General features: G+C 51.1%; 10 protein-coding genes. 7 read left to right on the forward strand and 3 right to left on the reverse strand.

Features of this window, described 5'->3' with window-relative positions; translation table 11 throughout:
• Positions 1-54 precede the first annotated feature (54 nt).
• The 5 genes from EH243_RS13705 to EH243_RS13725 all read left to right on the forward strand — a co-directional run bounded on the left by EH243_RS13705 (position 55) and on the right by EH243_RS13725 (position 8,151).
• Positions 55-1,509, forward strand: a complete 1,455-nt coding sequence (locus EH243_RS13705; protein WP_126159244.1) for an ATP-binding protein — start codon at positions 55-57, stop codon at positions 1,507-1,509.
• The gene (locus EH243_RS13710; protein WP_126159245.1) at positions 1,506-2,180 is read left to right on the forward strand and encodes a response regulator; all 675 of its coding nucleotides are present in this window, start codon (positions 1,506-1,508) and stop codon (positions 2,178-2,180) included. The genes EH243_RS13705 and EH243_RS13710 overlap by 4 nt, the downstream gene beginning before the upstream one ends.
• A gap of 138 nt (positions 2,181-2,318) precedes the next feature.
• Positions 2,319-3,746, forward strand: a complete 1,428-nt coding sequence (locus EH243_RS13715) for an efflux transporter outer membrane subunit (protein ID WP_164549126.1) — start codon at positions 2,319-2,321, stop codon at positions 3,744-3,746.
• The gene (locus EH243_RS13720; RefSeq protein WP_126159247.1) at positions 3,743-5,026 is read left to right on the forward strand and encodes an efflux RND transporter periplasmic adaptor subunit; all 1,284 of its coding nucleotides are present in this window, start codon (positions 3,743-3,745) and stop codon (positions 5,024-5,026) included. Before EH243_RS13715 ends, EH243_RS13720 begins: the two co-directional genes overlap by 4 nt.
• Positions 5,023-8,151: an efflux RND transporter permease subunit gene (locus tag EH243_RS13725; RefSeq protein WP_126159248.1), complete on the forward strand. Its 3,129-nt coding sequence runs from the start codon at positions 5,023-5,025 to the stop codon at positions 8,149-8,151. The genes EH243_RS13720 and EH243_RS13725 overlap by 4 nt, the downstream gene beginning before the upstream one ends.
• Before the next feature lie 160 nt (positions 8,152-8,311).
• On the opposite strand, the gene EH243_RS13730 is transcribed toward EH243_RS13725, so the two are convergent.
• Positions 8,312-8,548 carry a hypothetical protein gene (locus EH243_RS13730; RefSeq protein WP_126159249.1) on the reverse strand — a complete coding sequence of 79 codons (237 nt, stop codon included), beginning with the start codon at positions 8,546-8,548 and terminating at the stop codon, positions 8,312-8,314.
• A 263-nt stretch (positions 8,549-8,811) separates the two neighbouring features.
• Between EH243_RS13730 and tadA the strand changes: the two genes are divergently transcribed.
• Positions 8,812-9,300, forward strand: coding sequence for a tRNA adenosine(34) deaminase TadA (gene tadA, locus EH243_RS13735; protein WP_420897538.1), 489 nt, complete (start codon positions 8,812-8,814; stop codon positions 9,298-9,300).
• A gap of 40 nt (positions 9,301-9,340) precedes the next feature.
• Here the strand turns inward: tadA and EH243_RS13740 are convergent, their stop codons facing one another.
• Together EH243_RS13740 and mltF are read right to left on the reverse strand one after the other, a co-directional pair.
• Positions 9,341-10,528: a M14 family zinc carboxypeptidase gene (locus tag EH243_RS13740; RefSeq protein WP_241235089.1), complete on the reverse strand. Its 1,188-nt coding sequence runs from the start codon at positions 10,526-10,528 to the stop codon at positions 9,341-9,343.
• Positions 10,529-10,654: 126 nt separating this feature from the next.
• Positions 10,655-12,166 carry a membrane-bound lytic murein transglycosylase MltF gene (gene mltF / locus EH243_RS13745; protein WP_126159250.1) on the reverse strand — a complete coding sequence of 504 codons (1,512 nt, stop codon included), beginning with the start codon at positions 12,164-12,166 and terminating at the stop codon, positions 10,655-10,657.
• A gap of 112 nt (positions 12,167-12,278) precedes the next feature.
• Here mltF and purL point away from each other — a divergent pair, with 112 nt between their 5' ends.
• Positions 12,279-16,181 (forward strand): phosphoribosylformylglycinamidine synthase, encoded by a 3,903-nt coding sequence (gene purL, locus EH243_RS13750; RefSeq protein ID WP_126159251.1) that lies wholly within the window; start codon positions 12,279-12,281, stop codon positions 16,179-16,181.
• Positions 16,182-16,368: the final 187 nt, after the last annotated feature.

Here is a 16,368-nt window from a genome sequence, read left to right on the forward strand (position 1 = left end):
TGCCCATTTCAATGCATACTAGAGGCGACACTCTCTGTTTGATTATTAGCTAATATGACCATTACTCGACGACTCTTTTTTATTCAATTATTCATTGCGCTGGTGCTGGTGAGCGGCATGTTTCTATTTGTGCAGTGGTCTTTTGATCGTGGTTTCATTCGTTATATCGATGAGCGAGAACAGCAGATAACCGACAGCCTCGTTGACGAGTTAGCCACGGTTTATACTGCCGATGGTGGTTGGGACAAGTTGGCCAGTTCACCCGTTAGATGGTTGCAGTTAGTCACTTCCGTTGTGGGTATGCCTTTGACCGGTAAGCGTTTAGAGCGTCGGGCGCAACATATTATTGATCAGGGTTGGCCGCCGAAACAGGCACAAAAACCACCCGAGGGCGTCCCTGAACCATTGGAATTGCGTATGCGGTTATTGGATGCCCAGTCGAAGGTCATTTATGGCTCTGCTGATGAGCCTCTGTCAGAACTGGTACTGTATCCGGTTATCATCGATAACGGGGTCACGGTGGGGTTCCTTGGCTTAGTAAAGGATAAAACCGTTTTTTCAGCCGCGCATGATCTGCAGTTCTCAGAACAACAGAATCAAGCTTATTTTATGATCGCGCTGGTCATGCTGCTGTTATCGGTAGGTGTAGCCTTACCATTGGCGCATCACCTTGTTGGACCGATCAAAGATCTCACCCTGGCGACGCGGCGCTTAGCTTCCGGCGACTATACGGCGCGCATTGAACACCAAAGTAATGACGAGGTGGGGCAGTTAGCGCGAGATTTTAATGAGCTGGCTTTGACCTTGAGTAATAATGAAGCGCTACGACGTCGCTGGGTAGCCGATATCTCTCACGAGCTGCGCACCCCTCTGTCGATCTTATTAGGTGAGATCGATGCGTTACGCGACGGGGTGTATACCTTGGATGATAATGCTCTGGGCTCTCTGCATCAGGAAGCCCAGTTGATGTCTCGGTTGATTAACGATCTTTATGAGCTGTCGATGTCGGATATTGGTGCACTTGATTATCATAAAGTGCCGCTAGATCTTGGGGCGGCGGCGCGGGATGCGTTGGAGGGGTTTTCACCGGGGCTTACAGAAAAATCGATTCGAGTTGAAACCCATGGTCTTGACGATATTAGAGCGGTGGTGTTTGCCGATCCGGATCGAATAGATCAATTATTGTCGAACCTATTACAGAACACCTTGCGTTACACCGATGCCAATGGCTGCGCGAGAATGACGCTGACACAACGGGATAAACGGGTTTATTTAACCTTGGAAGATTCCGCCCCTGCGGTACAAGCATCAGAGTTACCGAAGTTGTTTGACCGTCTGTATCGCGCAGATTCATCCCGTAACCGTAAAACCGGCGGCACAGGCTTAGGGTTGGCGATCTGCCAAAATATTGCAGAGGCCCATACGGGTATATTAACGGTGGCACTGTCGTCACTCGGCGGCTTATGTTTCACTATTGAATTACCATTGATCATGGAGGAAACGGTATGAACGAAACCATCTTGGTGGTTGAGGACGAAGCAAAGTTGGCGCGTCTGTTAGCGAGCTATTTGGAGCAGGGTGGCTTTGCGGTGCATCAGATTCATAATGGATTGGACGCGACCCCTTGGATTCGCCAGCATCAACCCGACTTGATATTACTCGATTTAATGTTGCCGGGGGCGGATGGCTTGGATATCTGTCGTCAGGTACGTTCGTTCAGCAATGTGCCCATCATTATGGTGACGGCCCGAGTAGAGGAAATTGATCGTTTATTGGGATTGGAGCTCGGTGCCGATGACTATATTTGCAAACCCTATAGCCCTCGTGAAGTCGTTGCGCGTGTTAGAGCGGTACTGCGACGGGTTAACCAAGTAACAGCGCCAGAACATACTCAGTTGCAGTTACATGAAGATCAGTTGCTGGTGGTGGTGGGTAATCAGTCACTGGAGTTAACGGCGGTTGAATTCCATCTACTGCAGACACTGAGTCAGTCCGCCGGACGGATCTATTCCCGTGATCAGTTGATGGATCATATCTATGCGGACCGACGTATCGTCAGTGAACGGACAATTGACAGCCATATCAAAAAATTACGCCGTAAACTGACCATTCTGTTACCGGAGAAAGATGTGATTCAGTCGGTCTATGGGGTCGGCTATAAGTATGATCCAAGCTGTTAAGGGTCATTGTTTAGTGAGATTTTAAAGCTCATCTAACTATCTTCCTTACTTTTTGCTTATTTCTTTTGCATTCTAATGAACATTATCAATGTCAAGGTGGAGTCTCTATTGCTCCTGAGCAATAAGAAGCGGATAACCATGAAATCACAAGAGAATCATCATCGAGCCATTGCCCGATTAGGCCGCTACAAAGCTGTGGTGCTGATGGCATTACTGCCGCTGGTGGGCTGTACCCCTTTGGCCTCAGAGCCGGCTAGCATTGAGGCACCGGCGGGGCAATTTTCTCACACGGGCACAGCGCCTCTGGTCTCCCATTGGTGGGAGGCCTTCCCCGATCTCCAACTGCAATCGTTAGAACAAACAGCACTGGCGGCGAACCCCGATCTCTTGGCGACACAGGCGCGTTTGGCGCAGGCTGAAGCGTTAGCACGTAAGAGTGGTGCGTCGCTTTATCCACAGCTTCAGGCTGGGGTGTCTAATACGAGTACCGAGGGTGACAACAGCTATAGCGGCAGCTTAGCGGCAAGTTATGAACTTGACCTCTGGGGTGGACTGCAAGCCGCTAGCGAGTCCGCTCGGCAGTCTTGGTTAGCCAGTCGTGAAGCGCTAGATGCCGCGGCGATTACGTTGACCGCCGAGGTGGCTGATACCTGGTATGAGCTGATCGAACAAAGCGGACAGATCAAACTGCTGAACGAGCAGCAGCAAACCAACCGACAGATGTTAGAGCTCATCGAGCTGCGTTTTGATCGTGGCATGGTACAGGCCACCGATGTCTTACAGCAGCGGCAATTGATTGAATCCTCTGATGCTTTGTTGGCGAATGCCCGCGCTGAGCAGGCGGCCCTTGAGCATCAGCTCAGTGCGCTACTGGGGCAATCACCGACCGCACCGGGTATTTATTTCGCGGAAGGCGATCTGATTGATTTGCCATCACTGCCGGATACGGGGCTGCCAGCGGAGCTGGTTCAGCATCGACCAGATGTGCGCCAGGCGTTCCATGAATTAAAGGCGGCAGAAGCGGATATTGCGATCGCCGTGGCCGACCGGTTTCCCAGTCTGACCCTCAGTGCTTCGTTAACCAGCACGGCGGGTGGGTTAAGTGGCTTATTTAGTGATTGGGTCAGCGTTATCGCGGGTGAGCTGCTTGGCCCTGTGTTTGATGGCGGCCAACGAGTTGCTGAAGTGGATCGCACGAATGCGGCGGCCCGCGCCGCATTACATGATTACAGTAGCACGGTTATTAGCGCCCTTACCGAAGTAGAAGATGCCTTGGTCAGGGAACAACAGCAGCGTTTACGCTTGCAAAGCCTCGATCGTCAGCTCGCTCTGACCGCCGAGGTGGTTGAACGCACGCGTTACAATTACACCAAAGGGGTGGCCGATTATCTTGATGTGCTCGATGCGTTACGTACCCATCAAGCGCTGCAGCGGGATCAATTAACCGCACGTCGAACACTGCTGACTTATCGCATCGCCTTGCACCGTGCTTTGGCGGGTGGTTGGTTAGCCGATTCCCTCGAGACAACAGCCGTCCCCTCCATGATTGAGATTGCATCCTTATGAGCCAGATGACAGAGAACCGAGTAGCAGATAGCGCTGCTCAAACAGAGACAGGAAAAGGACGTTTACTCCGCTGGTTATTGCCCGTGGTGGTCATCCTTGTTGGCGTTATCGTGAGTATGATGTTGATCGATAGCGGCCCGAAGGCGAGTATGGCAAAACCGCCGGTGGAGGTTCGATTGGTGACTACACAAAGATTTTCGCCTGCGACTGAGATTCCAACCTATGCCGCGATGGGGCAGGTGATCGCGGCCCATGAGAGTGTGCTTTATCCACAGGTTGAGGGCATGGTGGTTGCGGTCAGCGATCAATTGATGCCCGGGGGGCAGTTTAAAGCGGGTGAAGAGATATTGCGTATCGATGATGCCGATTATCAACTGAGCCTACGTAAGCAACAGGCTTCGGTTGCCGAGGCGCAAGCGGCGTTGCAAGAGGAGTTAGGCCAGCAAGCGGTGGCTAAACGGGAATATGAATTATTAGGCCGCCACCTTGAGGCTGCCGATAAAGCCTTAGTGCTGCGTCAACCTCAATTGGCTAGCGCACGGGCCACTTTAGCGAGTGCCAAAGCTGAGCGTGATCAGGCGAGTCTTGATGTACAGCGTAGTCGAGTAACTGCGCCATTTGATGGCATGGTACTGTCTCGCAACGTGGATCTGGGTACCCGAGTGACGAATAGTACCGAGCTGCTAACCTTGATCAATGTGGATACTTTTTGGGTTGAGGTGAGTGTTCCTGTGAGTGATCTTAGCCATATGATGATCCCTACTCATCAAGGCGAGAGCGGGGCGAGGGTTGAGCTCTATCAGGCTAGCTGGGATGCAAACCATAAACGTTTGGGGCGGGTGTTACGTTTAATTCCCGCACTGGATAGTGACAGCCGTATGGCTCGGTTATTAATAGAACTGGATGATCCACTAGGGTTGCGCGCTGAGAATGCCGGTTTACCGCCGATCATGGTGAACGATTATATTCGGGTGCGTATCGCGGGGAAACCGATGACAGAGGTCGTGAACCTGCCTCGTAACCTGTTGCGCGATGGCGATAATGTGTGGATTATGACGCCAGATAATACCCTAGAGATACGCCCCGTCGAGGTTGCCTATCGTGCGGCCGAGCAGGTATTTATCAGCAGGGGTGTTGGTCCTGATGATAAAGTGATCACTATTGATTTTAGTACGCCGGTCGCGGGGATGGCATTGCGGGAGCAGGCCGACGAAGCAGCCTCGAGAGATAAACCTGTTCGGGAGAGTGCTAACGCGCCTAAGCAGGAGCCTGGGGTATGAGTCTCTCGGATAGTCGAGCAAGTCAGTTGCGTGGCCCCATTGCTTGGATGACTCATAACCGGGTCACGCCTAACTTGATGATGTTAATCCTGCTGTTCGGTGGCTTATTTACCTCCTGGTCGATTAAGGAAGAGGTGTTTCCTGACTTTACCCTCGATCAGGTGGATATCTCTGTTGAATATTCCGGAGCCAGCCCAGAAGAGGTTGAACAGGGTATCGTGCTTGCCATCGAAGAGGCTATTCGTGGGGTGGAGGGGATCGAGGAGATCACCGCGACGGCCTCTGAAGGTAGCGCTTCCATCAGTGCCGAGCTCAGTGCCGATGCCGAACCGATGCGGGTCTATCAGGATATTCAGCAGGAGGTTGATGCCATAACAACCCTGCCTGAAGATGCCGAAGAGCCACAGGTGTCACTGGCTAGCCGACAGCGTGAAGTATTGGGGCTGTCTGTTTCCGGTCCGGTAAGTGATTGGACTTTGCGGGAAGTGGCAGAAACGGTGCGTGAACGATTACTACTACAGCCGGATATTACGCAGCTGGATATGCGTGGTGACCGGGATTATGAGATTCAGGTAGAAGTCGATCAGGAGATGTTGCGTCGTTACAACTTAACGCTCAATGATATCGCGACCACAATTGATAACAGCACGGTTGAATTACCCGGGGGGAGTATAGAAACCAGCGGTGGCGAGATTCTTTTGCGGGTGAAGCAGCGCCGTGATTGGGCATCAGAGTTTGCCCAAATTCCGATTGTGACAACAGAGAATGGCGGTTATCTGACGCTGGATCAGATCGCGACGGTTAAAGATGGTTTTGAGGATGACGACAGTTCACAAACCTTTAATGGTAACACTAGCATTGTATTACAGGTTTATCGGGTCGGGGATCAAACCCCCGCTCAGGTTGCTACGGCCACGCGGGCAGTGGTTGCCGATATCACCCCTGAATTACCACTGGGTGTTTCGTTAGATATCGATCATGATATGTCTGAAGTATACCAACAGCGCCTCGATCTCTTATTGAAAAACGCTTTTTACGGTTTGCTCTTGGTGCTGGTGCTGTTAGGGCTATTTCTCGATTTTAAACTGGCGTTCTGGGTGACGTTAGGCATACCAACCAGCTTTCTAGGGGCTTTCCTCTTTTTACCGGTGATGGATGTGTCGTTGAACATGATCTCTATGTTCGCCTTTATCGTCGCCCTCGGTATTGTGGTGGATGACGCGATTATCGCCGGTGAAAATATCTATGAGCACCGTCAACAGGGGATGGGGTTCCTCGAAGCTGCCATTAAAGGGGCTCGCGAGGTATCAACGCCGATCGCGTTCAGTATTCTGACTAACCTAGTGGCCTTTATGCCGCTCTATTTTGTCCCCGGCACCATGGGGAAGATGTTTCAGGTGATTCCCTTGGTGGTGTCGGCGGTCTTTCTGATCTCATGGGTGGAGGCGCTGTTAATCCTGCCGGCCCACCTTGGGCACTCGAAGTCAGGCTATCGCAACCCCGTGGTGCTCTGGTTGCACCATAAACAGCAAGCGGTTGCGGCTTGGTTAAATCGCTTTATCGAACGTCGCTATAAACCGCTCTTGGTTATTAGCTTACATAATCGTTATCTGACCGTGGCATTGGGTATTGCCATATTGAGTGTGGTACTCGGTTATGCTTTCAGTGGACGCATGGGGTTCACGCTGATGCCGCGGGTGGAATCCGACCAGGCAATAGTGACCGCAACCTTGCCCTACGGGTCTCCGATGGAGAAAGTCGAAAAAGTTGAGGCGCAGCTGGTGGCCGCCATTGAACGGGTGGCCGATGATGTTGGTCGTGATCAACTGTTGGAAAGTATCGATGCCAATATTTCGGAGAACGTCAGTAGTATCCGCCTGACACTCACGGATGAAGGGGTTCGGCCGATTGAAACGGGCGAGGTAACGCGTCGTTGGCGGGCGGAAGTCGGTGCCTTGCCAGAGGCTGAGTCTATCCGCTTTGAGTCTGATTTAGGTGGGCCGGGTCGTGGGGCCGCGCTGACCGTAGAGTTGAGCCATAACGATATCGATCTGTTGGATGAAGCCAGTGCAGCATTGGCGGATAAGCTCGCTGAATTGCCGTTGGTGAAGGATATCAAAGATGGCTTCTCTGCCGGTAAAGAACAACTGGATTTTACGATCCTACCGGAAGGGCGCAGCTTGGGGCTAACGGCTGATGATGTGGGTCGTCAGGTGCGTAACGCCTTTTCTGGCGCGGAGGCGCTGCGGCAACAGCGGGGGCGTAATGAGATTAAGGTGAAAGTGCGTTTGCCTGAATCAGAACGGATCAGTGTGTATGATATCGAGCAATTTAGGGTGCAAACCCCCGCGGGTGCTTGGGTGCCATTGATCGATGTCGCCCGGCTCGAACATGGCCGCGCCTATACCAGTATTGAGCGGCGTAACGCGCGACGTACGGTTAGTGTGACCGCTAATATCGAACCGATTGATCAAACTAATCAGGTGGTGGCCACGGTGCGCAGTCAGGTGATGCCCGAGCTGTTGCAGCTTTACCCAGGACTGAGTTATAGCTTTCAGGGTAAACAAGCCGATACCAGTGAAAGTGTCACGAGTCTGCGTAATAGCGCATTAGCCGCTTTGGTGATTATCTATGCGATGCTGGCGATCCCGTTCCGCAGTTACACCCAGCCCATCTTGGTGATGGTCGCTATCCCCTTTGGGGCGGTGGGGGCCTTATTGGGTCATCTATTGATGGGCTTTAGCCTAAGTGTAGTGAGTTTAATGGGGATTATTGCGCTATCTGGGGTGGTGGTGAACGATAGTCTCGTGTTGATTGATTACGCTAACCGAAAACGCCTTGAGGGCGCTGGTGCCTTGCAGGCGATTATGGCGGCCGGTACGCGACGTTTTCGCCCCATCTTGCTGACAACGTTAACCACCTTTGGTGGGTTGGCGCCGATGATCTTTGAGACCAGTGTGCAGGCAAAGATTATGGTTCCGATGGCGATCTCGTTGGGGTACGGTATTTTGTTTGCGACGCTGATCTCTCTCCTGCTGGTGCCGAGTCTTTATCTTATCCTTGATGATCTCGTAGTGCGTTGGCAAGGGCCATCGAAAACGCCGACTGCGCTAGATAAGCTTTAGTAAAATAGTCATCGGGGTGTTGCTGCATCATTGTATAAGTTAGTGAGCAGCGGTGCAGAAGGCCTATCCGATAGACAAAAAAAGCCCCATACTGATGAATATCTGGGGCTTTTTTTCGTTTGCTAATGAATCTAAATTTACCGGAGGGTGGCGAAATAGATCAGTTACGTGCGGGTGGGTTTTCAGGTGCGCAGGCTAGTTTGTCGTCATCTTGACTATCGCAGATGCCTTGCAGCGTTTCTCCCCGGCGACCGCTAAAGCTACAGCTATCGCCTTTCGTGGCTGAGGCACAGGCTTCGATAGCTTCTTTTGGCGGACCACGGCGCTCGGGAGCTGACATGGCTGCTGTTGATAAAAGTAAACCCAGCGCGGTGGCCATGATGGGTAGATGTTTCATAAGAATGACTCCAATAAGCGGATTTAATGGTCATAAGTGGTCGGTTTTCAATGGCCGAACCCAATTTGAAAAACAGTCTAGGCCAAAAAAATGCAAGGAGTGTGCAAGCATTATGGAAAGGTCGAGTCGCAACGGTGTGTTTCATCTCTATTGAGTGATGCTAAGTCCTACGGTAATTAATAGTGAAAGGCGCGATAACACTCATCTTTAGCCTTTCTATTTGCTATATTCCCTGCATGAATGAAAATCAAGATTTACACTGGATGACTCGTGCTTTGGCATTAGCTGAACAAGCCGCGGCGCTTAATGAGGTGCCGGTGGGTGCCATCGTCGTGTTGGACGGGCAGATCATTGGCGAGGGGTGGAATCAACCGATTTCGGGTCATGATCCAACCGCCCATGCTGAAATGATGGCCCTGCGTGATGCGGCGGCAAACATGGGTAATTACCGGCTGGCGGATGCCACACTCTATGTCACCATTGAACCCTGTACTATGTGTGCAGGGGCGATTGTTCATGCTCGCATTAAACGACTGGTATTTGGTGCGGTTGAGCCAAAAGCGGGGGCCGTTGTGAGTAATAGTCAGTTATTTGAGCAACCTTGGCTGAATCACTGGCCGGTCGCGACGGGAGGCGTGATGGCGGAGCAGTGTAGCGAAGTGATCAGTCAGTTTTTTCGCCGCCGCCGCGCAGAAAAGAAAGCGCAAAAGCTAGCGGCGAAAGTTAGTGGAGAAAGAGGCGGTGCCGCCTGAATCTTAGGCGGCGGTAGTGGAAGCGTTATCATTGCTGGCTTTACTGGTCGCTGGTTTTTCGTGCGATCAGGGTGCCATCCCCTTCGGTTCGTAGTTTGATCCAGTGGATCAAATCGGTCCACATGAGATTAATATCACTTTTGCTGGGCATAATACCGGCGTGTTTCAATTCAATCGTCATCACTGGAGTTTGCTTTACAAACCAGCCGTAATTACCCAATGAGCCGGGGTAGGTGCCTAATTGTCTTAGACGTAGCGGCCCCAGCTTTTGCGGCGGTGTGATGCCGCCGTCATAATCAAGAATCCCATGGGGCGCATGAACCGAAACGATAATGTCAGGCTTGAATTCATGGATTAGTTTGTGAATCGCCTGGGTTTCTGGTTCGCTAAGAGGCTTAGTGCCAGGGTAGTAGCGGGCACGTTTTTTGGCGTAGGTTTGCCAGTGCTTAATCGGGTTGATGGACGTTTCGGAGGGAATGAAATTGCGGTTCAGGTCAACATTGTTGGCATTGACCCGAGTTGATTTTTTTTGCAATAGTCCGTCAGGGTTCGTTAGGGGCATGAAGTGCCAATCGTAAACACCGTTATGACTTTGTTCGAGAATCTTTAACCATTTGAATGACAGGCTGACGCTTGAATATTCGTCCCCGTGGATACCACCTAAAAAGAGAATACGGGGGGCGTTGACTAATTCTGGGCTGGCATAGAAATGTTTTTCCAGCAGAGGGCGGTGTTTGTTTGAGTAGAAACGCGGTTTATCGAAGGCCGCGTCGAGACAGTCGCTGCTGGAGACGCTGCCGAGTTTATTGCCAATCTCATCACAGATAGTCACGATCTCTGGGTGAGGTGTGTCTTCCTCTTGCGTTTCTACTTCTATTTCCGCTTCCGCCTCTACTTCTTTTACTATGGGCTGCTCTAGGTCAGCTTGTGGTTGCGTAGTGTTATCGGTTGAGGGGCTGCTGATTTGGGGAGCAGAGGTATCGGCGGTAGATTTGCCACCGACTTCAGGTTGATCCCCGTTATCAACGGGTTGAGCACTCAGTTCGACCGAGGGTGTTGTAGCGGTGGGCGATGTGGTTTTCTCTTTGATAATAGTAAGAGATTGATCGTCAGTTATGTTAGAGGTGCTCGAGTAGTAACTAAGTGGATCTTCGGGTTCACCGAAAGCAGTAAAGGGCATACACAGACTGAGTCCGGATACAGAGAGAAAAAGCACGCGTCGCAACATTGAACCAGACTCACCCACAGATAATTTAGTTCGTCATTGTAAAGTGCTTTTTTGTATATGTGGAGATCTGCTGCGACTTTCGCTAAAAAATCGCTTTTTCCTGGGTGAAAATACTCCGTAGTTTAGTCAAAGGGTGACGGGGATAGAGTCAATAATATCCTGTGCCGCTTCGACACCTTTATTTAGCATTTCACCGGGAGTCAGGATGACATCCTCATTCTCGTCAGGAGGAGTAGGGGTCGCCGCTTCAATACGTGCTTTCTGTAATTCCCAATCCAGTAGATCATAGTAGTTACGAATATTTTTCACATACCGCACGGGTTCATAACCGCGTGCATAGCCGTAGCGTACCGTTGAAAAATGTTTTCGCTGTGTCAGCAGGGGTAAAAACTCTTTTACATCGCTCCATTTATCGGGGTCTCTGCCGGCACGGGCGGTGAGCACGCGGGCGTCTTCAAGGTGACCATAGCCGATATTATAGGAGGCTAGAGCAAACCAGATGCGCTCTTTTCCCTGAATCCTATCTGGTATCTTCCGCATCACCTTTTGTAGGTAGTGGGCGCCGCCCATCACACTCTGTATTGGGTCGGTTCGGTCGGTGACACCGACCTCTTTGGCAGCGTCTCGGGTCAGCATCATGATGCCTTTGACCCCCGTGGGTGAAACTGCTTCGGGGTTCCAATGGGATTCTTGATAGGCGATTGAGGCGAGTAAGCGCCAATCAATATCGGTTTCCTGCTCTGCCAGCATAAAATACTGTTCCAATTTGCAGAAGCGTTTTTCTAGATCACGGCGAAAGGTTTGAATATCGACATAACCAAGACGGGTTTGGCGAGCGAGGTATTTCTTCTTTAAGGTTACCAGCAGGTCTTGCGTTTCAGGTAGCTCAAAGAAACGTTTGATGGCGCGTTGTAGGCTTTGATCATTCTGCTTCACCAATATCCAAGCAACGGGTTTAGGCTGGCTCAGCGCTAGTGATTTCTTTAAACCGGGGAAATAGGATTTCTGCGAGTCGAACACAAAATCATCGCTAACGGTGTAGTCGATCTCCTGCTCATAAACATCTTCAAGCAGTTCGGTGACGCTGCTGGTGGACGTTTCTTGCCAGATTAGCAAAGGGTGAGTCTTTTTTAACTCACGAAACAGTTCTGCATGGCTGCTGTTGGCAATGAGTTTGATATCTTTGTTTTCGAGGTCGGCAAAGGTTTTCGGTGCTTTTTTACCCTGTGTTTCGCGGTAGATCAGTGTCGGTGTTGAATAGGCGTAGGGTGGCGAGAAACGGAACAGCTGTTGCCGCTCTTCTGTAATGGTGAGTCCGGCCGCGCCAATATGTGCACTATGGTCTTTGACCAGTGTAAAGATCTCACCGAAACTATCGGGAATGATCAGTTTGAGCTCTACCCCGAGGTAATCGGCAAAAGATTTTAACAGCTCATATTCAAAGCCCGCGGCTTTACCGTTGTTGTCTTGATAGTAGGTCGTCGGTGTGTTGCGAGTGACCACCCGAAGTACGCCGGTTTTCTGAATCGCCTCAACTTGGGTCCGATGACCCTCGTTAAATAGGTAGATAGCTAAAAACAGAGACACTGAAATCAGCAGAAAAACGAGCTCTTTAACGTGAAATGAATTTATTCTCATAAGAAAAGGGGCTTTCTCTGGTAACTAATCTGCTATTTCAGTAAAATTCGGCCTTAATTTTCTCCTACATACAACCTATCTGTTAGACAGACTCAAGAGGCTTGAAACTAACATGCTGGTACTGCGTGGAGCGCCTGCTCTTTCTGCTTTTCGACACGATAAGCTGCTATCTGTCCTAAAATCCCGAATTGCCCATATCACTGGTATCTATGGTGAGTATATGCATTTCGCTGATTTGGAAAAAAACCTGTCTGATCAGGAACGTAACACGCTGGAGCGTATTCTTTGCTACGGCCCTAAAACTAAAGCGGAAGAGCCATCAGGTCAATTGGTTTTAGTCGTTCCCCGTCCGGGAACGATCTCTCCCTGGTCATCTAAAGCGACTGATATCGCCAGAAACTGTGGCCTGCAGAGCATTAAACGCTTAGAACGTGGCACTGCCTATTTTGTGCACTCGGAACAACCGTTGACGCCTACCGAGCTAGAATCGGTGCAAGCGGCACTGCATGACCGCATGGTTGAAGCGACCTTTAATGCGGTTGATGAAGCGGCAACTCTGTTTCGGACCGACCAACCGGCACCACTGACACTGGTCGATGTATTGGCGGGTGGACGAGAAGCGCTAGCCAAAGCCAATACCGATCTAGGATTGGCATTGGCCGATGATGAGATCGATTACCTGGTGACCAGCTTTACGGAGCTGGGGCGTAACCCTGCGGATGTCGAGCTGATGATGTTTGCCCAGGCGAACTCTGAGCACTGTCGCCACAAGATCTTCAATGCTTCATGGGATATTGACGGTGAAGCGCAGGAAAAATCACTGTTCGCGATGATCCGTAATACCAATGAGCTGGGTGGTGAGAATATCCTATCGGCTTATTCTGATAATGCGGCGGTGATGGTGGGTTCTCAAGCGGGACGTTTCTTCCCTAACCCTGAGACCAAAGAATATAGCTATCATCAGGAAAGTATCGAAATTCTGATGAAGGTGGAAACCCATAACCACCCGACGGCGATTGCACCACACTCGGGTGCCGCAACCGGTTCCGGTGGTGAAATTCGTGATGAAGGCGCCACCGGTAAAGGTTCTAAGCCGAAAGCAGGTTTGAGTGGCTTTACCGTGTCTGATCTGAAAATCCCCGGCTTTATTCAGCCATGGGAGTCGGATTATGGTAAACCGGAACGGATCGTCTCGGCGTTAGATATTATGCTCGATGGCCCGATTGGTGGTGCGGCGTTTAACAATGAGTTTGGCCGCCCCGCATTGAACGGTTATTTCCGTACCTTCGAGCAGCAGGTTAATGGCGCTGCCGGTGAAGAGATGCGCGGTTATCATAAGCCGATCATGATCGCCGGTGGTTACGGTAACATCCGTACCGATCATGTCGACAAGGGTGAGATCGAAGTAGGTGCTAAGCTTATCTGTCTGGGTGGCCCTGCCATGCAGATTGGTCTCGGTGGTGGTGCTGCGTCTTCTATGTCATCGGGTAGTTCATCGGCGGATCTGGATTTTGCTTCAGTTCAACGTGATAACCCAGAAATGGAACGTCGTTGTCAGGAAGTGATCGATCAGTGCTGGCAGCAGGGCGACACTAACCCGATCGCCTTTATCCATGATGTCGGCGCCGGTGGTTTATCAAATGCCTTCCCCGAACTGGTGAAAGACGGTGGTTGCGGCGGTGATTTCGAGCTGCGTAACATTAATAATGATGAACCGGGCATGTCGCCGCTGGCGATCTGGTGTAACGAAGCTCAGGAACGTTATGTCTTGGCGGTACAGCCGGAAGATATGCCACGTTTTGAAGCGATCTGCGCCCGCGAACGCTGCCCTTATGCCATCGTGGGTACCGCAACCGATGAGAAACATCTGACGTTGAGCGACGCTCACTTTGGCAATAACCCTGTCGACCTACCGATGAGCATTTTGTTTGGTAAGCCGCCTAAGATGCACCGTGCCGTTGAGCGTATTAGCTATGAAGTGCCGGCGTTTGATGCCTCAAGTATTGAGCTGAAAGACGCTGCCGAGCGGGTTCTAAAACTGCCGGCGGTTGCGTCTAAGTCTTTCCTGATTACCATCGGTGACCGATCTATTACCGGACAGGTCGTACGTGATCAAATGGTTGGTCCTTGGCAGGTGCCGGTGGCTGATTGTGCCGTTACCACTGCTTCTTTCGATACCAATGCCGGCGAAGCTATGGCGATGGGTGAACGTACGCCGTTGGCGTTAGTTGATTCTCCTGCGTCAGGACGGATGGCGGTCGGTGAAACCGTGACTAACCTTGCTGCGGCCCGTATCGGCGATATTGTTGATATTAAACTCTCGGCTAACTGGATGTGTGCAGCCGGTCACCCGGGAGAAGACGAGAAACTTTACGACACCGTTGAGGCGGTGGGTATGGATCTATGTCCAAAACTGGGTATTACGATCCCCGTCGGTAAAGATTCGATGTCGATGCGTACCGTTTGGAATGATGGCGACCAAGAAAAATCGGTCACCGCACCGACTTCACTGATTATCACCGGTTTTGCGGCGGTCAAAGATGTGCGTAAAACACTGACGCCGCAACTGCGTACCGATATTGAAGAGACGGATCTGATTCTGCTGGATCTGGGTAATGGTCAAAACCGTTTGGGTCTGTCTGCACTGGCGCAGGTCTATAACGAAGTCGGTCAGGATGTTCCCGACGTTGATGATGCCGATCAGCTGGTGGCGTTCTTTACTGCGATTCAAGAACTCAACGAGCAAGGCCTGCTATTGGCATACCATGACCGTTCCGATGGCGGCTTGTTTACCACCGTGGCAGAGATGGCATTTGCGGGTCATACCGGCGTCGATATTAATCTCGATATGCTGGCGGCGGATCAGTCTGAGTTTGCTGCTGCCTTGTTTAATGAAGAGTTGGGCGCAGTGATTCAGATTAAACGTGCTGACCTTCAGCAGGTATTGACTGAATTGAATGCTGCCGGCTTGGCCGAAGTCACTAAGGTGATCGGTTCGGTTAATCTTGACGATGAGCTGCGTGTTCATTTTGATGATGAAGAGATCTACGCTGAATCGCGCACGACGCTGCAACGTCTTTGGGCTGAAACCTCTTACCGGATGCAGTCGCTGCGTGATAACTCAGCCTGTGCACAACAAGAGTTTGATACCCTGCTGGATAAAGCGAACCCTGGCCTGAGTGCTGAGTTGAGCTTTGATGTGAATGACAATATCGCCGCGCCGTATATTCAAACGGGCATCCGTCCCGAGATGGCGATCATTCGTGAGCAAGGTGTTAACGGCCAGATTGAGATGGGCGCTGCCTTTGACCGTGCTGGTTTTGCCGCGGTGGATGTGCACATGAGTGATATTCTTGAAGGCCGTATCGAACTCGATCGCTTTAAAGGATTGGTGGCCTGTGGCGGCTTCTCTTACGGTGATGTGTTGGGTGCCGGTGAAGGCTGGGCTAAATCGATACTGTTTAATGCCCGTGCCCGTGATCAGTTTGAAGCATTCTTTAATCGCGACGATACCTTCTCGCTAGGTATCTGCAACGGTTGTCAGATGCTTTCAAACCTACATGAGCTGATTCCCGGCGCTGATCTTTGGCCGCACTTTGTGCGTAACATGTCAGAACAGTTTGAAGCACGGGTGGCGATGGTTGAAGTGCAACAGAGTCAGTCGGTCTTCTTGCAAGGGATGGCTGGTTCACGGATGCCGATTGCGGTGGCGCATGGTGAAGGTCGGGCGGAATTTGCCGATCAGACTCATCTGGCGAATCTGCAAGCCTCTAATGCGGTGGCCCTTCGCTATGTGGATAACTATGGCAAGGTGACGGAAACTTATCCGGCTAACCCGAATGGTTCTCCCGCCGGTATTAGTGGTGTCACCACCACCGATGGTCGTGTGACTATTATGATGCCTCACCCTGAACGTGTATTCCGGGCGGTAACGAATAGCTGGGCACCTGAAGAGTGGGACGAGGACGGCGCTTGGATGCGGATGTTCCGTAACGCCCGCGTATGGGTTAACTGAGTTTAACAGAGGTTAACAAAACCTGTAGATGAACTTACAGGCTGATCATAGCCCTGTTAGTATCCTCGTTAGATTGTTGTATTAAAGCGCCTGCGGGCGCTTTTTTATTGTCTTTTTGGCGGGTAAAGGCTGTTCGTCATTATTGATCGATGGGGGAGGCGAGATGTCACAAGGGCATCAAGAGTGC

Source organism: Amphritea opalescens (assembly GCF_003957515.1).
GTDB lineage: Bacteria > Pseudomonadota > Gammaproteobacteria > Pseudomonadales > Balneatricaceae > Amphritea > Amphritea opalescens.